This is a genomic window from Rhizobium phaseoli, from assembly GCF_010668805.1.
Taxonomy (GTDB): Bacteria; Pseudomonadota; Alphaproteobacteria; order Rhizobiales; family Rhizobiaceae; genus Rhizobium; species Rhizobium phaseoli_A.
This window is the reverse complement of record NZ_WUFT01000011.1, coordinates 155,609-174,480: the sequence shown is the minus strand read 5'-3', so window position 1 is coordinate 174,480 and position 18,872 is coordinate 155,609. Positions and strand designations below refer to the sequence as shown.

Sequence of the window (18,872 nt, the reverse complement as noted above, 5' to 3'; positions counted from 1 at the left end):
TCTAAAATTTATAATTGAGATTTTAGCAATAAGATGGTCCCATGCGACCCAGCGTAGTTGAGTCCACGCCTCCTCCCGATTTTTCATCCGAGTGGCCCATGTCGATTTCCGATGCGATCTACCGTCCCTTTGAAACCTGGATCCGGCCGCTCGACATCCCTTACCGGCCGCTGCCGTCCAAGGGGCCTGTAGCGCTCCTTCTGCACTTCATCCAAATGCTTCGCGGTGTCATCATTGCCATGGCGTTGACGTCTATGGCGGTAGAAGCAATCAACCTGACAATCATCTGGGGGCTTTCGGTGATCGTCGACGGCGTGACAACACACGGCGTCGAGCAATTCGTTCAAGGCCGGTTTTGGCTGTTGGTTTTTCTGGCGGTTCTGATCTTTCCGGTGATGCCGGTCTTCTTCTACGTCACCAATATTCTGAACTCGCATACTATCGGCATCAGCCTGCCGATTGCCATACAATGGCAGGGCCACAAGGCGATCGAACGGCATGACCTTGCCTTCTTCCATGATCTTTTCGCCGGTCAGGTCGCATCCCGGCTCGGCCAGGTGGCCAATGCGGTTCAGCAACAGATTCTCATCGGTTTTCAAACCGCGCCCCGCTTTCTGCTCCAGATTGTCGGCTCGGTTCTGCTTCTGCTCGCGTTGTCCTGGCAATTGGCAGTACCCGTGATCATCTGGGTGATCGTCAACGTGCTCTTCACCATCAAGGTCGTACCAGATTTCACGGAGCGTTCCCGGCGTTCGGCGAAGCAGAACAGCCTGGTTTCCGGTGCCCTCACGGACATTTACGGCAACATCCAGATGGTCAAGCAGTTTGCCGCCGAGGACAGCGAGGCGGGCGCGCTCAAGAAAATCATGTCGAAGACGGTGCTTACGCTCCATCATGAACAGCGCATCTACCGGACAACGGAGCTGGTCGTCATCAGCTTCAACATGCTGCTTTGGCTCATCATGCTCAGCATCGGCTTCTGGGGCCTGTTTGACCGGTTCCTGACCGTGGGCGATTTCGTGGCGACGGTTTATATTCTCCAGCGCCTCTCAGCCGGGTCCTTCACCTTTCTTCAAATGGGGCAGCAGGTCTTCAAGGCGATCGGCACGATCAAGGACGCCATGCCCGTCCTGACGACGCCGCCGACCATCACCGACCGGCCGCATGCGGAAAGCCTCACGGTCAGCCGTGGAGAGATCCGCTTCGAAAAGGTCCGTTTCGCCTACAAGTCAGGCAAAGCTGTCATCGACGCGCTGTCGCTAACGGTTCGGCCCGGCGAGAAGGTTGGCCTGGTCGGCCTCTCCGGGGCCGGCAAGACGACGCTCGCAAATCTGCTGCTGCGCTTCTACGACATCGGCGACGGCGCTATTCTGATCGACGGGCAGGACATTCGGGCGGTCACGCAGTCGAGCCTTCGCCGTGCGATCGGCGTCATCGCGCAGGACGTCGCACTGCTACACCGATCGGTCGGCGACAATATCCGCTACGGCCGGCCGGAGGCGACGCGGGACGAGATCGAACAGGTGGCGAAGATGGCGAGCGCCGATGCTTTCATTGCCGATCTTGCCGACGGCGAGGGCCGCAAGGGTTACGACGCCTTCGTCGGCGATCGCGGCATCAAACTGTCAGGCGGGCAACGGCAGCGTGTCGCTATCGCCCGCGTTCTCCTGAAGGATGCGCCGATCCTGGTGCTTGATGAAGCGACCTCGGCGCTCGACAGCGAATCCGAAGCGGCCATTCAGGAAAGGCTCAACCTCGTGATGGAGGGAAAGACGGTGATCGCCATCGCGCACCGCCTTTCAACCATCGCCAGAATGGACAGGATCGTCGTGCTCGATCATGGGCGGATCGTGGAGGAGGGCAGGCCGGACGAACTGGTCGAACGCGACGGCCTGTTTGCCCGCCTGTGGAAACGCCAGACCGGCGGCTTCATTCCCGAAGATATCGATGAGCCCGTTAGCGAATTTCAGAGGAAGCCATGACGGCAGAGGAGACTGTCAGCTTTGAGGTCGGTGGGCATCGAGTCGTCGGAACATTGCGTCTGGCTGTCTCGGCAAACGCACCGATAATCGTGCTTCTTCATGGGTTTGGAGGAACGCGACACGAACTCGTGATTTCTCAGACCGGCGCCGGTATCTTCACGCATACGGCGGAGAAGCTCGCATCTCTCGGTTTTTCGAGCCTGAGGATCGACTTCCGAGGTGTCGGCGAAAGCGGCGGACGCTTTCAGGACGCGACGTATAGTCGCCAGATCGAGGATTGCATCGCGGCAATGGACTTCGTAAGCGATCTGCCGTCGGGTGGTCCCAAAGCGATCTTTCTGCTCGGATGGAGCCAGGGTGGGCTGGTTGCCGCCGTCGCGGCGGGCCGAACAAATCGACCAGCGGCGGTCGCGCTCTGGACCCCCGTCGGCGAGCCGAAAGTTTCCTTTCCAGCCTTGATTGGGCGCGATGGGTATGAACGGGCGCTCGCAAGCCGATCGCCTGCCAAGATTCAAATGCCGTGGGGCGCATCATTAATCCTCGGGCATGAATTCTTTGTCGACGTCGAAAGCATGAATCCGTTGGACGAGATCGCCAAGTATCACGGACCGGTTTTTATTGCTGAAGGCAGCCTGGATACTGCCATTCCTCTCGGAACAGCGGCAAAATTCGCTCAGGCGCATAGCGGTACAAACCAAGTTTGGGTGGCTCCGATGGATCACATTTTCAACACGTCTGAGAACGTCGAGATGCTGGACAAGCTGATCATCGCCACGGCACTGTTTTTCGGTGCGCGACCGATTTGAGGTGAATCAAGATGCGGAACGCGCCTCGATCCAAGCGGATTTCCTAGCGTACTATTCGACAAGCCCGAGCATCGGACCGTAGCCGCCGTGCCAGGAGCGGTCGTTGCGGTCCATTGCCGGATGGTAAAGTCCGACACCGTGTCCGCCATCGAGAAACAAGGCGTCGGGGCATTTCAGATTATCGCGGAAGAGCCGCGCGAAATCGTGGAAATTGACGCCGTCTTCGCTGATCGCCAAGCGAACCGTGCCGGCCGCGCAGACGCCGACGCCGCTTCGGCGGGTGCGATCCGTCGAGCCTGGGATGAAGATCGGGTTCAGCGTGTTGGCGATGACGAGCATCGGACCGGACTGTGTGGCGAACCGCACCTTCGGCGTCAGCTTCAGAAACTCATCGGTCGGGAGTATGCCTGCGCCCGTTTCACCAAGAAAAAACACGCCGTTCGGCTTCTTGTAGAAATTCGGAACCTGGCCGGCGGAGCTTTCGGCCTTTGCGGTATTGGCTGGGTTCAATTCCCTGCTGTTTTCGACATACAGTCCCATCGGCGAAAAATCGGCCCGGTACATGCCGGCGTTGACGGCCAAAGTCAGCGTTCGCCCTTCGGCACGGACGGCTTCGGCGGCGCTTGAAAAAGTGCGGTACGGCGTGCCATCGGCTCCTTTCCAGAACAGGCGCAGGTCTGCTTTTTCAGGGTCCAGCGTGCAGACGACGTATGCCGCTTCTTCGAAAGTCTCCTGTTCGCATTGTCCGGCACGCGCTTGATGTGGGGACATTACCGTTGCTGTGAGCATCATGGCCGCGGCAAGCATACCCTGTTTCAGATAGGTCATTGGTCTCACGGTCTCGATCTCGATCTCGTCAAAGTGTGCCTGATAAAGCCGCGCAGGCCAGCAGCGCGCCCGTTAGGATATTCGCGAGGAAGAGCCGATAATTCAGGTCCGGGCGGGCAAGGTCAATCCGCCAGGTCTGCCATGCAAGATGAGCGGCAATGACCAGCATTCCGATCGCATAAGGCGGCGACATGCCCAACAGCCAGCCGCCGAGCGACCACGCCCCGACGGCCAGAGCATAGAACAAGCCGATCCACATCTTGCCATGTCTGCCGAACAGGATTGCCGTCGATTTCAGGCCGAGGCGGGCATCATCCCTGACATCGACATAGGCGTAGACCGTATCATAGCCGATCTGCCAGGCGATCGCCCCGGCCCACATCATGACGGCGCCGGCCGGAATATGGCCTGCAAGCTCGGCCCATGCCATCAGCATCCCCCAATTGAACGCTGCGCCCAGGACGGCTTGGGGCCAGTGGGTGAAGCGCTTGCAGAGCGGGTAGAGGAAGACGAGCGGCAGAACCGATATCGCCACCAGGCGCGTATACGGTGTCAGGAAGAGCAGAAGCGAGGCCGCAGCCATCAGTTCCACGGCCAGAAAGACGAAGGCGTGCAGTGTGCGGAGCTTTCCGCTTGCCAGCGGCCGGAAGCGAGTCCGTTCCACATGGCCGTCAAACTTCCGATCCGCGATGTCGTTGACCGTGGAGCCGGCGCTTCTCATCAGCAAGGCGCCGAGAGAGAAGATCGCCAACTGCAAGAAGTTGGGCAGACCGTGCGATGCCTGGATGAGGGCGGCCCAGCAGGGGAAAAGCGTCAGCCAGATGCCAACCGGACGATCGAGCCGCGCCAGCCGCGTGTATGGCCGCCATGCGGCCGGCAACCGGCGATCCACCCAATCGCCATGGTGGATGTCGCTGAGATCAGGGCGGCTGAGTGTCGTCATGATGAGATCTGAAATTCCTATCGCAATAGACGGGATGCCTAAGCTTTTCATCGCCATCGGCGACGCCGAGAATAGGAATTTTTGCAAGCACTGCAACGGCCCTCTGCCGTGACTTGCATTCGATGTTTGTTCGGGAACCGTCCATCCCTACCAGGCGGTACGAGCGGTACCGAGTGCCGTGGTATGAGAGGAAGAAACGTGGGCGACGTACGCCTTGAGCGACACGACGCAGTTTCCCGGACAGCTGAGTTTGTGCAACGTCAGGTGCTTCAGCAATGCCTCTGCGTCGCGATTTTCGGTTAGCGGAAAGGTCATAGTCATGCGAGTTCCTCCAACGAACACACTGAGCATCTCTAGAAATAATGTTTAAATTCTTTTGCGCTGCAACAAGAAAATTTTAATAATAAAATTAAAATCGATTAGCTTTCTGGCGAGTATTTTTAAAATCGTTTGAAATCGGGTTTTGCGTTTTGAGCTTTCAATTCGCCGGCGGAGGTAAGGCCGGCCGCTCATGCTCCGTTGCGGGCTGCCCAGCTTCGGAGCCGCAGTCCGTTCAGCCTGATGAAGCCTTCGGCGTCGTGGTGGTCGTAGGCGATAGCGCTTTCCTCGAAGGTGACGAGGTCGGCGGAATAGAGCGAGCGAGAAGAGTTGCGGGAGATGACCGAAGCGATGATGGAATGTTACCTGACGACGGGAGAGTGCGACGCCGTGCTGCGGATCGTCACCGCCGATCTCCATAGCTATTGGCGTTTCCAGGCCGACCACCTGACGCGCATTCCGAGCATGCTCAGCGTCAAGACCGACGTGCCGATGGAGACGCTGAAGCGGAGCTATGAGCTGCCGGTTCGGTAGGCGTCTTGTTCATGCGGTGGCCAGCCCCGTCCTTCGAGGCCCCTGCGGGGCGCCTCAGGATGAGGCTGGAGAAAAAGGCCCTGGAAATAGGGAACTTCTGGATGCCACTGGCGAAAAGGCGCGCAGTTTATGGACGTACAACGATCAGCCCTCATCCTGAGGTGCGGAGGCCACGGGCCGGAGCCTCGAAGGACGAGGGCGGGTGGCTGGACGCGCCCATCCACGAGGAACTGACGGTTAGATCAGCTTTTGCCCCGCGTCCGGATGGATCGTCTGGTCATGAAGTCATTCTCCATTAGTTAGATATAGGGGCCAGCGACATCGGCGGCGGTCGCGATGCGGCCCGCCGGCAGGTGGCCGGCCATGTGACCTTGCGGCGGGATGGGTGCTGGGTTCTTCGAACAGGCGCTTAAATCCTCGTCGCGGTATTTCCTGTTCTATCCGCCACGGGCGATCAAGCAGCGCAAGATTAGGGCATTTCGGAATTGGATTTTGGCCGAGATTGGCCATTTCCGCCCAGGTATGACGACCTGTCTACGGGGAAACACGCAAATCTACTTAAATTGACCCAAGTCATTAACAGGTTGTAGTACGCCCTCCATTATTCAGAGTGCGTTGTGTTTTGCGCGAGTTGTCGATGAGCAAGACTGCCGAGAGAACGCTGCGAGTTAGGCCGCCGCAAAGGCGCCCTCAGCATTCCATTACATTGATACTAGCTATTGCGGGATTTGTGGCTTCTTGTTCAAATACAGATGAAAGCGCAATCGTAGATAAGTTCGTGGCCAGCGAGCTTCATTTCATCGGTACTTTCTGCGAAGGTCCTTATTTTGCTGTGCGCGATAGCAATTAAATTTTCTTTGATGGCACAGAGTACAAGACGCTTTTTAGAAACGTTATCATAACGGCTGCTGGACCGGATCGGCTCTCCATGTCCGCCAATATCGGCTCAGCCAACTTGATAGTAACGTACCTGCTCAAACACGATGGTACCGTCGCGATCATTGAAAGCGTAAGAAGAGAGCCGGAACTAACTCCAGAGCAATGGGCCACTGTGAGCGGCATTGAGTTCAGAGAAGCTATTGAAAGAATGAAGAAAATTGACCCGTTGGTCCTGTGCTCGGCAACAACATGAAGAAGATGAGATGAAACGAAAGGCCGCTGGCCGGCCGGCGTTTTAACCACATCCGCCGCGTCAACGCGTATCGCAAAAGGTTCTTTCGCAACGCTGCGGAAGCCAGAGCGCGGGCGCCGATTTGGTCGCGGAGCTTTGGGGTAACCCTGGCAACTATCACAACGCGCGGGACGCTAATATCCGGAGCTGACATTGGAATTCCTGACGGCGAAAGAGGTCTTTCCCGTCCGCAGCCGCGGCTTCTTCAAGCGTGCATACGCGGCACGCGCCTGGGGGATCTCAATCGGCGCACGTTCATCCAAGACAGATTCCTCATCGACTGGGCGGCTTGGCTGCAAAGCACCCACTTCAGGGATTGCCTGCGACGTTCAGAACATGATTTCGAATAGCGGCCGCACTTTCCTTCGGTGAGGCGAAAGTGACATCCAGGACGAGGGTATTTTGATGTTGAGGATCGAGAACGCCGGCTCGTCGGCTGCGCTCTCTCGATGCTTCCACATCTATCGATTTTAAGTGGACGCGGCGTGCGGGTGTGGAAATCCGGCGTGCCAACTCATCCTCGTCGCAGAGCAATCGGATGGGAACCAGCAAGGCCTGGCGCTGTTGGGCCGCGGCAGCAATTTGCTGAAAAGTGCGCATGCTTCGCGGATCGCCTTCAATCCCGGCATGTGTGAAGATGAAATTGGCCGAGGGCGCGCTATAGGCCACGATCGCATCCAAGACCACTTGCCGAACTCTGCCGGTATATTCCCATATTCCCTCCGGGAGGGCAGACGTCCCGTCGTCATCCAGCAGGCGCAATATCGGATTGTTGAACCAGTGATTGTCGATAATCTTTGCGGGGATAAGCGGACTTAATTCTTTGGCGATCGCGAGCTTCCCGACGCCTGGAAAACCGATCAGCAGAATGAAAATATTCATACGGAGCATCCTCCTCGCTCTTGTCCGACATAGTTTGTGCTGCGCAATAGGATTTCTCGCAATCCTTGCAGCTTACGCTCATTCAACCTGGATATGGATATGGTCGTCGTGGCGAGCGGCGCGGCAGCCTTGGAAGCGGACATGGTTGTCGGTAATGCCAAGCGCGTTCTTGAGATGCGGCTCGATGAAGATCTTCTGCAGGCCGAAACGCGCCATGCCTTCGCTCGTCAACCAGGCGACCGCGGCCGAGGTGCGCTGCTCGTCGATTCGATAGGCCGGAAACAGTGGCTGCAGCGCGTCGAAATTCCAGCGGGTGGTCAGCCAGTCGTTGCGCCCTTTGCACGGCAGTTCGTCGCCCGGAGCCGGCTCTTCGAAGGCGAAATAACCGATCGGGGAGCGGGTGACGCCATTCAGGAAAGCGCCGTCCGCATCCTTGTAATAATAAGCGAAGTCGAGCTTTTTTCCGTCGGCATGCGACAGATGCGGCAGCAGCGGAAAGCCATTCACGAAGGGGAAATTCGCATCCAGCGCGACGGTAACGGTACCGGGAAATTCCTCGTTCATGTGGGCAGCAAGCGCTTTTGCCAGATCGCGCAGGTCAGGCGTGACGTAGTTGCGGTTCAGCAGGCAATAGATTGGGGAGCGGACCACCAGCCTGTCTGTGGCGCTTGATATGCAGGAGAGGGGTACCCGCCCAAGCATCGGGGCTGTGAGGCCCGCGGCAAATGTTGCGCCGGCATAACAAAGCAGGAAGATGGCGAGCTTGGCCAGAAAGCGCCGGATGCCCCAGACGCGCGACGCGACCAGCGCGATGAGATAGGCGACACCGCCGATCTGCGTGAGCAGCGTCAGAAGGAGAACGATCAGGACGTGGAGAGCAAAACGGAACACGGGGAGAGGCCTTGCGGGACGTTGTAATGCCATAGGCGAGGGGATGTTGATCCGCAAGATGGTTGCAAGCCGCCGATCGACCCGACCTCTGCTTTTGAGGGCTCCGAATTGACAGGGGCAATTATCTGACTTAAGTCAGATAATATGACTTGCGATCCTGTCTCCCGTGTCCGTCGCTTCAACCGTGCCGTCACCTCGGAAGTCGGCGCTCTCGACAGTTCGTTCCTCGGGCGTGGGCGTCCGCTCGGGGCCGCCCGCGTGCTCAATTCGATCGGCCGGGGACAATCGGAGGTTGCGGTGATCCGCGATTATCTCGGTCTCGATTCGGGCTTGATGAGCCGTCTGCTGCGCAGTCTGGAAGAGGAAGATCTCATCGAGACGGTGCCGAATGCTGAGGACGCACGTCGCCGCATCGCCAGATTGACCGAAACCGGCCGGTCCGAGTTCCAGGCTTATGAAGCGCTTTCCAATGCGCAGGCGGAGGCATTTCTGGCACGCCATCGCCGCCCGGAAGAACTCCTGCGCGCCATGGACATCGTTGCTTCCTCGCTGAGGCGCGACCAGATCGTGATCGAGGAGACGGACCCTCGGCACGAGGATGCCAACTATTGCCTGGGCGAATATTACGGCGAACTCGCACGCCGTTTTGAGAAGGGCTTCGATGTATCGCTGTCCCGCGATCCCGACGCCAAGGATATGATCCGTCCACGCGGTGCGTTCCTGGTGGCCTTGTCCGATGGGCTGCCGATCGGCTGCGTCGGGTTGAAGGGTAGTGGTGGCGAGGTCGCGGAGATCAAGAGGCTGTGGGTCGCCCCATCCGCGCGTGGTCTCGGGCTCGCAACACGCCTCATGCTCGCGGCCGAGACCATCGCCCGCGAACTGTCCGTGAAGCTCCTGCGCCTGGACACGAACAGTGCGCTTTCCGAGGCGCAGCAGCTTTATCGGGGAAGCGGCTGGCATGAGATCGATCGGTTCAATGACGACCCATATCCCGATACCTTCTTTGAAAAGCGCCTTTAAGTCCTCTCAAAGCTACCGCCGTCGGGTCCTACTGATGGTCCAACTGCTTCGACAGCTCGGCAAAAAGCCTGTCGTGATCCGTGTTCATCTGGACGAGATCGACGGCAATGGTGATGGCGCGACGCCCTTCGATGCTGTCGATGTCGAGCTTCCTCTCGCAGCACCATTGCCGAACGGCATCGGTGACGATCGTGATTTCATCATCGTTGAGTGAGATGAGCGACAGGAGCATTGTCGTGCCCTCCGTGAAGCGGCAAGAGCACCTATGGTCTCTCAAGCGGTCGTGCCGATGCCGATGGGCCGATGGCGCTCACTCTACGCTCATTCCCCAGCAACACCACCGCTATTCTCCTGACACGGTTTGGTGCCGGCCCGGTGTTCCCGGGAATGGCCTAGCCCGATCGGAAGTGCCGACCGCGATCATCGCCATTGCCGCCGCAGGCATCCTGCAGCACGCGCTGGGGTGAAGGGATACCGATCCCGATCGGCGGCTGGTTTATTTTGTCAGCACGATATGCGTAGCGTGTTCGCTCGCCACATGCTCGGCGACGCGGAAGCCGAGAGCGGGCAGATCGATGCCGGTGAACATCGCTTCTCCTTTGCCGAGCACGACGGGCGAGACGGCGAAATGCAATTCGTCGATCAGGTCGGCCTGCAGATATTGGCGGACGGTGCTGACCCCGCCGCCGATCTTCACATCCTTGCCGCCGGCCGCGGCCTTGGCCTTTTCAAGCCCATCCTCGATGCCGCCGGTGATGAAGTGAAAGGTCGTGCCGCCCTCCATGACAAGGGGTTCGCGCGGATAGTGCGTCAGGATGAAGGTCGGCGCGTGATAGGGTGGGTTTGGCCCCCACCAGCCCTTCCAGGTTTCATCAGGCCAGTCTCCGCGAATAGGCCCGAACATGTTGCGGCCGAGAATGAAGGCGCCGAAATTGGCCATGCCACGGGCGGCATAGTCCTCGTCAATTCCTTGCGAGCCATCGTCCTTTCCCTGCATCGCGCGAAACGTGCGGGTATGGAAAAACCATTGAAACATCTCAGTTCCGCGCTTGCCAAGCGGATCCTGCATGCTTTGCTCCGGCCCGGCGCCGAAACCATCCACGGAAAGGGAAAATGCTGCGACGCGCACCTTAGACATGTTTTCCTCCGTCTGATTGCAAATTGAAACTGGTTGTTTTGTTGCATGGGTGATCCTATTATGCAACCAGTTTTTTGGGAGATGCTTGGTGGATATCGAACTGCGCTCAGGCTGCCCGATCAACCTGACGATGGAAGTGCTGGGTGACCGGTGGACCCTGATCATCATCCGGGACATCATGTTTGGCAACCGCCGCCATTTCCGCGATCTTCTGACCCATTCGGAGGAGGGGATCGCCTCGAATATCCTGGCAGCCAGGCTGAAGCGCCTGCTCTCGCTCGGGTTCATCAGCAAGCGGGATGATCCGAGCCATAGCCAGAAAGCGATCTACAGCCTCGAGGAGCCGGCGATCCAGCTTGTTCCGGTCTTTGCCATGATCGGCGCCTGGGGGCGGCGCCATCTGCCGGTCCGCGAGGAGTTGAGCATCCGCGCGCAGCTTCTCGAAGAAGGCGGGCCGCCGCTCTGGGACGCATTCATGGAGGATCTCCGGCAAATCCATATCGTCGATCCGATCGGCGGAGCCAACGGCACGTGCACTTCGGCGGTGCTGGCCAAGCTGACGGCGGCGTTCCTCGAGGTTCGCGCGAAATCGTCGGCGCCGGCATCCTGATGTCGAGGGAAGTCAGCCATCAGCCGCCGGCGCCCTGGTATTTGCCAGTGGCGTAGCGCCAGTACGCCATCGCGATCAGCACCCAGATCGGGCCGGCCGCCAGAGCCGCTGGGCCGGCCCAGTCCCCAAGGATCGGTACGGGTTTGCCGAGCAGGGCGGCGACGGGAACCGAACTGGTCAGCGCCAGCGGAACGGCGGTGATGAGGGTGATCTGGATGCTGCCGGGAAAAATGTTGAGCGGGTAGCGCATCAGCTCCCAGAATCCGAAGAAGATCGAGAACAGATGGTTGGAGCGCACCCAGATCAGCGCGGTGGCGCCGATCATGGTGATGAGGGCTGCGGTGAGTAGCGTGGCGCTGAAAAGTGTGGCGACGAGGAACAGGGCTGAAGAGATCGACCAAGCGAAATCGACGGAGAAAACCGCCCAGCCGAGCAGCGGCACGGCAAGGATGATGTGGCCGGCATAGCCGATATTGAGGCCGGAAAAAATCAGATAGACCCAGGGGCTGAACGGCTTGACCAGCAGCGCATCGTAAGTGCCGAGCCGCACCAGTTCCTCAAGATCGCGCAGCTGCGTGAAGCTCATCGCAGCACCGAGGGAGTAAGCCAGCAGCTGGAAGCTGTAGAGCAGCGCGAGTTCCGGCCAGCTCCAGCCTCCTAACGTATCGAAGCGGGCAAGCAGGATGCCGATGGTAGCGAAGACGCTGCCATAGGAGAGAATCTGTGCAAGGCGATCGAGCCAGAAGGCGCCGCGATATTCCATCTGCGAGCGGATATACATGCGCACCAGCAGCGGGATAACGCGGAGGTGATGAAGCAGCATTGTCAGCCTCCCTGCACGGTGATGCGGGTCGAGGCTGAGCGCCATAGCCACAGGACACCGAAGAGGAACAATCCGGCCCAGCCGAGACCGAGGCCGAGATGAAACCAGGTGTCGGCAGCCGAAAGCCGGCCGAGATAGACGGCATTGGGATAATAGACCACCCAGGCAAAGGGCAGGTGGCGGGCGATCGTCGCCAGCGGCTCGGGGAAGAACCAGAAGGGCACCAGCAGGCCGGAGAACAGCTGCAGCAGGGCGCCGAGGATCCAGTCGAGCGAGAAGCTCGTCATCAGCCAGAAGGCGATGAGGCCACAGAACATCGACATCAGGGACAGCAGGATGAAGGAAAGCATCCAGAAGGCAATGAACTTGGCGCCGTCGAACAGGCTTGCCGGCGGCAGCATGCCGTAGAACATGGCTGTGACGGCGACGGTCGGGATAACCTGCGTCATCAGGCGGTAGCCGAAACTGCCGCATTCATTGGCGAAGAGGTAGAGCGGATAGAAGATGGGCTTCAGCAACCAGACGGCGACGTCCCCCGTCTTCAGCGACCGGCCGATCTCGCTGATGATCCTCTCGGGGCGGGTGGCACCCATCACCGCACCGCCGAGCAAGGCATAGGTCACCATCTGCTGCAGCGAGACACCGTCGACCACCGCTGCACCGACGCCGGCATAGGCTGCCTGCCAGATCGCGACGCGGGCGAAGACTTGCACGAGTTTGCCGAAGATGTTGGCCCAGACCTCGTTGCGGTAGGCGAGTTGGGCATGGAAAGCGCTGCGCGCGAAGGCGGAATAAGCGCTCATGATGCTCGCGCCCTGGCGTTGCGGCCCTGGTAGAAGGTGCGGATGACCTCTTCGATGTCGGGTTCGTGCAGCGCCACATCCTTGAGGCCGCGCTCGCTTCCCACCTCCGACAGGATTTTGACCAGCGATATGTCTTCGCGTTCGATCAGATAATTCTTGCGCAGACCCTCGTCGCTGATGAGCGTAGCCGTTTTCAGCGGCAGCGGCCCGGGATCGCTGGCAAATTCGAGTGTCAGCCGTCGGGCCGAGCCCAATGCCGCGCGCAGGCTTCTCAATTCGCCGTCGAAGATCAGCCTCGAGTGATCGACCATGATCAGCCGCGGGCAGATGGTTTCGATGTCCTGCAGGTCATGGGTGGTGAGGATGATGGTGACGCCGCGCTCGCGGTTGATCTCTGCAAGAAAGCGCCGCACCGCATCCTTGGCGACCACGTCCAGCCCGATGGTCGGTTCGTCCAGAAAAAGGATCTTGGGATCGTGCAGCAGCGACATCACGATCTCGGCGCGCATGCGCTGGCCGAGGCTGAGCTGGCGCACCGCACGGTCGAGAAAGGGCGTGAGGTCGAGCAACTCGCTGAAGCGCCGGAGATTGTCGGCATAGCGCGCAGGCGGGATATCATAGATGCGCTGGTGCAGGGTAAAACTGTCGACCAGCGGTAGGTCCCACCACAGCTGACTGCGCTGGCCGAAGACAACGCCGATCTCGCGCGCATTGTCCATTCGCTTGAGATGCGGTGTGCGGCCGAGCACCGTCAGCGTGCCGGCGCTCGGTACCAAAATGCCGGTCATCATCTTGATCATGGTGGATTTGCCGGCGCCGTTGGGGCCGAGATACCCCACAGCTTCGCCAGCCGCGACGTCGAAATCGATGTCGGAAACGGCCAGAACCTCGGTATATTCGCTCGTCACCAGCGTCTTTAGCGCGCCCAGAAAACCCGGAAATCTCTTGTGCTGCCGGAAGCGCTTGCTGACGCCCCGTGCCTCGATCAAAGCCGTCATCTGTATTTCCCGCCGATTCGGCAGCTGTCAGGATTGGAACCCAAGCTAACGCCGGGCTCGGCCAGTGCAAGCAAAAGTCGCTTTTGCCTGTCCCTCAATCGCGCAATTCGAAGCGCTCCAGCGCCGCCTGCCGATGCGAAAAGACGCGCGGCACCACAGCCTTTTGCGTTGACAGCCACGGCCAATCGATCGCTGTTAGGCTCATGAAGATTCTCGCAATATCCGGCAGCGCTCGGCGCGATTCCACCAATACGGCCATGCTGCGGGCTGTTAGCGCCGTTGCACCACGTGATATCGACATTGCGATCTTCGATGGCGTGGGATACCTGCCGGTGTTCTCGCCGGATCTCGAGGGGGAAGCTCTGCCGGCGGCGGTGCGGGATTTCATCGCAGCGATCGCTCGGAGTGACGGGGTGATCATCGCCAGCCCGGAATATGTGCGATCCATCCCCGGCGGTCTCAAGAATGCGATCGATTGGCTGGTGTCGGGAGAGCAGATCGTACACAAGCCCGTTGCATTGCTGCACGCATCGCATCGGGGAGATGACATGCTGGCAGGTCTACGCACGATCCTTGCGACCATCACCGACCGGTTCGCAGGCGATGTATTCCTCCGGCTCCCGCTGATTAAGCTGGAACCGGCCGAGGTGTTTCGGGCTGTCGAGACGGCGGAGAACCGTTTGAGGGTGCAGGCCTATCTTCAGGCATTCTCGGCCTATTGCAAGGCAGTCGGCCAAACCGCCTGAGGCCGCCCGGTCATCGGATCTCCATCAGCAGGCCGCTCTCGAACGCTGTTTTTTCCTGGAGCGTGTGCAGTATCACGAGCGGGGCTGCGAGCAGCGCGGCGAGGATGAAGGCGGAGAGTAAGAAGGCGATGGCCGGTGTTTCCACTGTCGCCACCCTTGGCACTGGTTTGGTGCTGCCCGTCGGCGTGCCGCGGCTGCCGGCCGGCCTCGGTGGGCTGGCCGTCGAGGCTGAGGCCGTCGACCGCGATGGTGTGCAGCTGGCGGCGGTCGTCTGGTCGCGCGGGGCAAACTCGCTGCAGAACACTCCCCGCGTTTCTGAAGTCGGCGACGCCTATGGCCTGGCGTCCCCGCATGCTGATCAAAGGCAAGGAACCGAAGGGACTGGATATCTCGCTGCCGTCCGGACAGCGGATGAAATCCTGGCTTGGCGGAAAACCGAAATACGCCGCCTGCGACGCCTTTGGCCGGTCACCGGGACTGATGGGAGCTGTGGCCGCCAAATACGGCGCGCCGCCGCAATGGACCGAAAAGAGGCCGAAACCGGCCGCGACTTATTGAAAGAGGCGCAATTAGCCCGCCCAAGGCGTTACCCGTGCGGCATCAAAAAAGCCCCGCATTTCATGCGAGGCTCGCTGTTGACGGGCGGATCGGTTTAGCGGCACTGGCGGCGCGGGCCGTAGTTCGGCTGGAAGGTGTTGTCGGAGGCGCGGTAGGACCGATAGCGGCTATAGCAATAGTCGGCATGCGAGCTGTAGCCGCGCGAAGAATAAGCGCGCGGCTGCGAGGCGATGATGCCGCCGATGAGCGCGCCGGCAGCGAGGCCGCCGATGATGGCGCCGCTATTGTCGTGGTGGCGATAATGACGGTTATAGCCACGGTCCCATCCATAGCGGTCGTCGCGGTAGGAGTTGCGATCACGATAGTAGCTGCGATCGCGATAGTGGTGGCGGTTTCGGTACCACCTGCGATCATTACCGAACTGCCCAGGGCAATTGGTGAAGTTATTGCAGCCGACGGTCACGATACGGGCATCGGCACTTTGAGGCGCCGGTTGCGCCGATTGCGCCGGGCTCGGCACGAAGGCCGGGCCTGCCGAAGCCGGCATTCCGGAGAAAGCCGTCGCTATCGACAGGACAATGATGGCAAATCTGTTCATTTCTCTCACCTTGGGTAACGGATGTATCGCGGGGTTAACGCAGGGAAAGGCTATAGGTTTCATTTTTGGATGGGCGATGTATGTGCGTATCTGCTAACGCACCGCGGTGATATGGAGCTTGGCCACCGGCGGTCGATGCGGTGGGGCGCGTCCTGCCGGAGACCGAAAAGAATGCTGGGTTCGAGCATATAGCGGGTGGCGCGCTCTCAGCTTCGCTTCCCGCCGACCAGCAATCGAAGCTGGTTCTCGTCATGCACGCCTTGCCGGTAAAGCTCGATGACAAGGGCGCCGAGACGGGCGGCTTCCTCGCCTGCTCGGTCAATCTGGAGCTCGCTACACAGCCCTTCATGGACACGCCTGCACACATCGAGGTCTTCGGATGCGAGCGGTTCGTCACGCGTGCTGAACAGCTTGTCTGACATCGCAATCTGCCCTTTTTGATGCCGTGAATCGCTATCGGTGAAAAAAAGATAATTTCGCGACCTCTGCTCTGCAAGATGGGCGAACGTCCGATGTTCAAAAACAATTTCGGGCGCGCGCGCGCGCCCGGAAGGATACGGAAGAGGGCGGCGCGGATGGGGCTAGACGGATGGGCGCGTCGGCGTGACAGGCAGTGCAAGCGCGAAGATCTACCGGGTTGCGGGATCCTTGCCGCTTTGCTGCGACAGACGCAGTTCTTTCAGCCTTTTGGTTTTCTCGCGGCGAGCCCGCTGCTCCGCTTCGATGGTTTCCTTGGCGGCTCGCTCGGTGTTTTCGAAGCGATCCTGCCGATAAGCCTTTGATGAGGGTTCACGTTCTCTTGTCATGGCCGCTAAACGCAAATCGGCGAAAACGGTTTCATGAGAAAATGCGTAACCGGCTACCAACCGATGGGTCTACCCCGACAGTGCCCGTTTGTTGCAGTCGGCGGATGATGATTGCGCCACGCCGGTGATGCCGGCTGCCGGGCGCCTGATGGCGCCCGGCGGATTGATCTGTCAGCCCTTGATGAAGGCGAGGATGTCGGGATTGATGATGTCGGCATGAGTGGTGCACATGCCGTGCGGAAATTTCTCGTAGACCTTCAGCGTGGCGTTCTGCAGCAGCTTCGACGAGAGCAAAGCGGAGTCGGCGATCGGCACGATCTGATCATCATCGCCGTGCATGACGAAGGTCGGCACGGTGATGATCTTCAAGTCTTCGGTAAAATCGGTTTCCGAAAAGGCCTTGATGCCGTCGTAATGCGCCTTGGCGCCGCCGATCATGCCCTGACGCCACCAATTGTTGATGACCGGTTCCGATACTTTCGCACCCGGCCGGTTGAAGCTGTAGAACGGGCCGGCCGGCAGGTCACGGTAGAACTGCGAGCGATTGGCGGCGAGCTGCCTGCGCAGGTCATCGAAGACCTCGATCGGCAAGCCGCCGGGGTTGGCATCGGTTTTCACCATGATGGGCGGCACGGCGCCGATGATGATGAGCTTGGCGACGCGGCCCTGCGGCTGGCCATGGCGGGCGACGTAATGGGTCGCTTCGCCGCCACCGGTGGAGTGGCCGATATGGACGGTGTTCCTGAGATCGAGATGCTCGACGACAGCTGCCGCGTCGGCAGCGTAATGATCCATGTCGTGACCATCACCCACCTGGGTGGAGCGGCCATGGCCGCGCCGGTCATGGGCGACGACCCGGAAACCCTTCTCGAGGAAGAACAGCATCTGGGTGTCCCAGTCGTCGGAGCAGAGCGGCCAGCCGTGATGGAACATGATCGGCTGGGCGGTCTTCGGCCCCCAATCCTTGTAGAAGATCTCGACACCGTCCTTGGTGGTGACTTTGCTCATGTCATGGCTCCTTGGTTGGGTTGGGTTTGGTTGGATCGGAGTGGATTGATGCGGTCGGAAGTTTGCGCCGGAGGTAATACCGGCGGAATGTGCTTGTTATTGAATGCCTTTTTCTATTCTGTTGATATGACAGAAGTTGTACGGCCCGGTGGGATAGTCGCGGCAACAGGCTTGATGGTGTCGGGAAGACGGCTGATTTTACGGGCTGATGTCTGCAATGAGCCAGTTTTTTGCCGTTCTTTCAAGATATCAGTCCGGGTAGTTCGATATAGCTGTCCGGCTAGGTATGTTCGCGTTCTCCCGCAATTTCACGCAGCCGCCCATGCTCACTTGAACGGCGGTCGACGCCCAACCATCTAATCTTCAACAGCACTATGATGGCGAACCGTCGCAACCGAGACCGTTTTGGCCGCGGACGACCGTTACTCTCGCCTGAGGATCAAATCATGGGTTACATGGACAAGGAGATAGCGCCTCAGAACGACGGGGCGCTGATCGATGCCTATTCGCAATCGATCGCATCAGCGGTCGACACGGTCGGGCCGGCCGTCAGCCGGATCGAGAGGGTCGGTGGCCGGCAGGGGCACGGCTCGGGCTTTGCCATCTCGCCTGACGGATTGATCATCACCAACAGCCATGTCGTTGACGACGCCAAAGTCGTTCGCATCACCACGCCCGATGGCTTCATCACCGAGGGCCGCGTGCTCGGCCGCGATGTCGATACCGATATCGCCCTCATTCGCGCCAATACAAGCACCGGCGCCTGGGCAAAGCTAGGCGATTCCCAACGCCTGCGCCGAGGCCATATCGCCATCGCAATCGGAAACCCGCTCGGTTTCGAATGGACGGTCACCGCCGGTATCGTCTCGGCGCTCGGCCGGTCGATGCGGGCAGCCAGCGGCCGGCTGATGGAGGACGTCATCCAGACCGATGCGGCGCTTAATCCCGGCAATTCAGGCGGGCCGCTGGTTTCTTCCGGCGGGGAGGTGATCGGTGTCAACACCGCCGTCATCCAGGGGGCGCAGAGCATCGCCTTCGCTGTGGCATCGAATACCGCCAATTTCGTCGTTTCGGAAATTCTCCGCCACGGTCAGGTGAGGCGCGCCTTCATCGGTATTTCAGGCGATACGATCGTGCTGCCGCGCCGGGTGGCACTGACGGCGGGCACGCTGCAGACCACCTCCGTCCGCATCCGCCGCGTCGAGCCGGAAGGGCCGGCGGCAAAGGGAGGGCTGCAGGAGGGCGATTACATCCTCGCTATCGACGGCAGTCCGGTCGGCGGCGTCGACGATATCGTCAGGTTGATGGACGGCAGCAGGATCGACCGGGATACGGAGATACTGGTGTTCTCGGTGGCCGGTCGGATCGAGAAGAAGACCTTGCTGCCGATGGCGCGAACGCCGTGACAA

Annotated in this window: 20 protein-coding genes and 3 pseudogenes; 9 read left to right on the top strand and 14 right to left on the bottom strand. The window is 59.8% G+C overall.

What is annotated here, in order from left to right; genetic code table 11:
- The first annotated feature begins 98 nt into the window (after positions 1-98).
- Together GR197_RS18830 and GR197_RS18825 are read left to right on the top strand one after the other, a co-directional pair.
- Positions 99-1,982 carry an ABC transporter ATP-binding protein gene (locus tag GR197_RS18830; RefSeq protein WP_164012171.1) on the top strand — a complete coding sequence of 628 codons (1,884 nt, stop codon included), beginning with the start codon at positions 99-101 and terminating at the stop codon, positions 1,980-1,982.
- Positions 1,979-2,788 (top strand): alpha/beta hydrolase, encoded by an 810-nt coding sequence (locus tag GR197_RS18825; RefSeq protein WP_164012169.1) that lies wholly within the window; start codon positions 1,979-1,981, stop codon positions 2,786-2,788. Before GR197_RS18830 ends, GR197_RS18825 begins: the two co-directional genes overlap by 4 nt.
- Before the next feature lie 51 nt (positions 2,789-2,839).
- On the opposite strand, the gene GR197_RS18820 is transcribed toward GR197_RS18825, so the two are convergent.
- The 3 genes and pseudogenes from GR197_RS18820 to GR197_RS18810 all read right to left on the bottom strand — a co-directional run.
- Positions 2,840-3,616 carry a phosphodiester glycosidase family protein gene (locus GR197_RS18820; RefSeq protein WP_164012166.1) on the bottom strand — a complete coding sequence of 259 codons (777 nt, stop codon included), beginning with the start codon at positions 3,614-3,616 and terminating at the stop codon, positions 2,840-2,842.
- A 28-nt stretch (positions 3,617-3,644) separates the two neighbouring features.
- Complete coding sequence (ubiA, locus tag GR197_RS18815) at positions 3,645-4,559, bottom strand: 4-hydroxybenzoate octaprenyltransferase (protein WP_164012164.1); 915 nt, start codon at positions 4,557-4,559, stop codon at positions 3,645-3,647.
- Between the two features lie 509 nt (positions 4,560-5,068).
- Positions 5,069-5,227: pseudogene (locus GR197_RS18810) on the bottom strand (argininosuccinate synthase); the annotation flags it as partial.
- 1 nt (position 5,228) lies between these two features.
- Between GR197_RS18810 and GR197_RS18805 the strand changes: the two are divergent.
- Both GR197_RS18805 and GR197_RS32375 read left to right on the top strand, forming a co-directional pair.
- Positions 5,229-5,411: pseudogene (locus GR197_RS18805) on the top strand (Lrp/AsnC ligand binding domain-containing protein); the annotation flags it as partial.
- A 928-nt stretch (positions 5,412-6,339) separates the two neighbouring features.
- Positions 6,340-6,543: a hypothetical protein gene (locus tag GR197_RS32375; protein WP_246724616.1), complete on the top strand. Its 204-nt coding sequence runs from the start codon at positions 6,340-6,342 to the stop codon at positions 6,541-6,543.
- Between the two features lie 348 nt (positions 6,544-6,891).
- Here GR197_RS32375 and GR197_RS18795 read toward each other — a convergent pair whose 3' ends face one another.
- Together GR197_RS18795 and GR197_RS18790 are read right to left on the bottom strand one after the other, a co-directional pair.
- Positions 6,892-7,464 carry a chloramphenicol phosphotransferase gene (locus GR197_RS18795; RefSeq protein ID WP_164012161.1) on the bottom strand — a complete coding sequence of 191 codons (573 nt, stop codon included), beginning with the start codon at positions 7,462-7,464 and terminating at the stop codon, positions 6,892-6,894.
- 78 nt (positions 7,465-7,542) lie between these two features.
- Entirely contained in the window at positions 7,543-8,355 is an 813-nt protein-coding gene (locus tag GR197_RS18790) for a hypothetical protein (RefSeq protein ID WP_164012159.1), read from the bottom strand.
- Positions 8,356-8,499: 144 nt separating this feature from the next.
- On the opposite strand from GR197_RS18790, the gene GR197_RS18785 reads away from it, so the two are divergent.
- Positions 8,500-9,375, top strand: a complete 876-nt coding sequence (locus GR197_RS18785; RefSeq protein ID WP_164012157.1) for a bifunctional helix-turn-helix transcriptional regulator/GNAT family N-acetyltransferase — start codon at positions 8,500-8,502, stop codon at positions 9,373-9,375.
- Positions 9,376-9,403: 28 nt separating this feature from the next.
- Here the strand turns inward: GR197_RS18785 and GR197_RS18780 are convergent, their stop codons facing one another.
- Both GR197_RS18780 and GR197_RS18775 read right to left on the bottom strand, forming a co-directional pair.
- Positions 9,404-9,607 (bottom strand): hypothetical protein, encoded by a 204-nt coding sequence (locus tag GR197_RS18780; RefSeq protein ID WP_164012155.1) that lies wholly within the window; start codon positions 9,605-9,607, stop codon positions 9,404-9,406.
- A gap of 264 nt (positions 9,608-9,871) precedes the next feature.
- The gene (locus tag GR197_RS18775; protein WP_164012153.1) at positions 9,872-10,513 is read right to left on the bottom strand and encodes a dihydrofolate reductase family protein; all 642 of its coding nucleotides are present in this window, start codon (positions 10,511-10,513) and stop codon (positions 9,872-9,874) included.
- Positions 10,514-10,601: 88 nt separating this feature from the next.
- On the opposite strand from GR197_RS18775, the gene GR197_RS18770 reads away from it, so the two are divergent.
- On the top strand, positions 10,602-11,123 hold the full coding sequence (locus GR197_RS18770; protein ID WP_164012151.1) for a winged helix-turn-helix transcriptional regulator: 522 nt from the start codon (positions 10,602-10,604) through the stop codon (positions 11,121-11,123).
- Positions 11,124-11,142: 19 nt separating this feature from the next.
- On the opposite strand, the gene GR197_RS18765 is transcribed toward GR197_RS18770, so the two are convergent.
- From GR197_RS18765 to GR197_RS18755, 3 genes are read right to left on the bottom strand one after another with little or no spacing between them, the layout of a single operon-like run.
- Complete coding sequence (locus GR197_RS18765; protein WP_164012149.1) at positions 11,143-11,946, bottom strand: ABC transporter permease; 804 nt, start codon at positions 11,944-11,946, stop codon at positions 11,143-11,145.
- Between the two features lie 2 nt (positions 11,947-11,948).
- Positions 11,949-12,749 (bottom strand): ABC transporter permease, encoded by an 801-nt coding sequence (locus GR197_RS18760; protein WP_164012147.1) that lies wholly within the window; start codon positions 12,747-12,749, stop codon positions 11,949-11,951.
- A complete protein-coding gene (locus tag GR197_RS18755) occupies positions 12,746-13,747 on the bottom strand; it encodes an ABC transporter ATP-binding protein (protein WP_164012145.1) in 1,002 nt (333 codons plus the stop codon). The genes GR197_RS18760 and GR197_RS18755 overlap by 4 nt, the downstream gene beginning before the upstream one ends.
- A 203-nt stretch (positions 13,748-13,950) precedes the next feature.
- On the opposite strand from GR197_RS18755, the gene GR197_RS18750 reads away from it, so the two are divergent.
- A complete protein-coding gene (locus GR197_RS18750; RefSeq protein ID WP_164012143.1) occupies positions 13,951-14,493 on the top strand; it encodes an NADPH-dependent FMN reductase in 543 nt (180 codons plus the stop codon).
- Between the two features lie 116 nt (positions 14,494-14,609).
- Positions 14,610-15,051: pseudogene (locus GR197_RS18745) on the top strand (DUF3313 family protein); the annotation flags it as partial.
- A gap of 94 nt (positions 15,052-15,145) precedes the next feature.
- Here GR197_RS18745 and GR197_RS18740 read toward each other — a convergent pair.
- The 4 genes from GR197_RS18740 to GR197_RS18725 form a co-directional block, all read right to left on the bottom strand.
- Positions 15,146-15,649, bottom strand: a complete 504-nt coding sequence (locus tag GR197_RS18740) for a BA14K family protein (RefSeq protein WP_164012141.1) — start codon at positions 15,647-15,649, stop codon at positions 15,146-15,148.
- A gap of 206 nt (positions 15,650-15,855) precedes the next feature.
- Entirely contained in the window at positions 15,856-16,071 is a 216-nt protein-coding gene (locus tag GR197_RS32370; protein WP_164012139.1) for a hypothetical protein, read from the bottom strand.
- A 207-nt stretch (positions 16,072-16,278) separates the two neighbouring features.
- Positions 16,279-16,515 carry a hypothetical protein gene (locus GR197_RS18730; RefSeq protein WP_164012137.1) on the bottom strand — a complete coding sequence of 79 codons (237 nt, stop codon included), beginning with the start codon at positions 16,513-16,515 and terminating at the stop codon, positions 16,279-16,281.
- 111 nt (positions 16,516-16,626) lie between these two features.
- Positions 16,627-17,463, bottom strand: a complete 837-nt coding sequence (locus tag GR197_RS18725; RefSeq protein ID WP_164012136.1) for an alpha/beta fold hydrolase — start codon at positions 17,461-17,463, stop codon at positions 16,627-16,629.
- 446 nt (positions 17,464-17,909) lie between these two features.
- On the opposite strand from GR197_RS18725, the gene GR197_RS18720 reads away from it, so the two are divergent.
- Entirely contained in the window at positions 17,910-18,869 is a 960-nt protein-coding gene (locus GR197_RS18720; RefSeq protein ID WP_164012134.1) for a S1C family serine protease, read from the top strand.
- Positions 18,870-18,872 lie beyond the last annotated feature (3 nt).

Coding starts and splice junctions, on each gene's coding strand:
- GR197_RS18830 (WP_164012171.1), top strand. CDS start 99: ATGTCGATTTCCGATGCGATCTACCGTCCCTTTGAAACCTGGATCCGG.
- GR197_RS18825 (WP_164012169.1), top strand. CDS start 1,979: ATGACGGCAGAGGAGACTGTCAGCTTTGAGGTCGGTGGGCATCGAGTC.
- GR197_RS18820 (WP_164012166.1), bottom strand. CDS start 3,616: ATGACCTATCTGAAACAGGGTATGCTTGCCGCGGCCATGATGCTCACA.
- ubiA (WP_164012164.1), bottom strand. CDS start 4,559: ATGACGACACTCAGCCGCCCTGATCTCAGCGACATCCACCATGGCGAT.
- GR197_RS32375 (WP_246724616.1), top strand. CDS start 6,340: ATGTCCGCCAATATCGGCTCAGCCAACTTGATAGTAACGTACCTGCTC.
- GR197_RS18795 (WP_164012161.1), bottom strand. CDS start 7,464: ATGAATATTTTCATTCTGCTGATCGGTTTTCCAGGCGTCGGGAAGCTC.
- GR197_RS18785 (WP_164012157.1), top strand. CDS start 8,500: ATGACTTGCGATCCTGTCTCCCGTGTCCGTCGCTTCAACCGTGCCGTC.
- GR197_RS18780 (WP_164012155.1), bottom strand. CDS start 9,607: ATGCTCCTGTCGCTCATCTCACTCAACGATGATGAAATCACGATCGTC.
- GR197_RS18775 (WP_164012153.1), bottom strand. CDS start 10,513: ATGTCTAAGGTGCGCGTCGCAGCATTTTCCCTTTCCGTGGATGGTTTC.
- GR197_RS18765 (WP_164012149.1), bottom strand. CDS start 11,946: ATGCTGCTTCATCACCTCCGCGTTATCCCGCTGCTGGTGCGCATGTAT.
- GR197_RS18760 (WP_164012147.1), bottom strand. CDS start 12,749: ATGAGCGCTTATTCCGCCTTCGCGCGCAGCGCTTTCCATGCCCAACTC.
- GR197_RS18755 (WP_164012145.1), bottom strand. CDS start 13,747: ATGACGGCTTTGATCGAGGCACGGGGCGTCAGCAAGCGCTTCCGGCAG.
- GR197_RS18750 (WP_164012143.1), top strand. CDS start 13,951: ATGAAGATTCTCGCAATATCCGGCAGCGCTCGGCGCGATTCCACCAAT.
- GR197_RS18740 (WP_164012141.1), bottom strand. CDS start 15,649: ATGAACAGATTTGCCATCATTGTCCTGTCGATAGCGACGGCTTTCTCC.
- GR197_RS32370 (WP_164012139.1), bottom strand. CDS start 16,071: ATGTCAGACAAGCTGTTCAGCACGCGTGACGAACCGCTCGCATCCGAA.
- GR197_RS18725 (WP_164012136.1), bottom strand. CDS start 17,463: ATGAGCAAAGTCACCACCAAGGACGGTGTCGAGATCTTCTACAAGGAT.
- GR197_RS18720 (WP_164012134.1), top strand. CDS start 17,910: ATGGGTTACATGGACAAGGAGATAGCGCCTCAGAACGACGGGGCGCTG.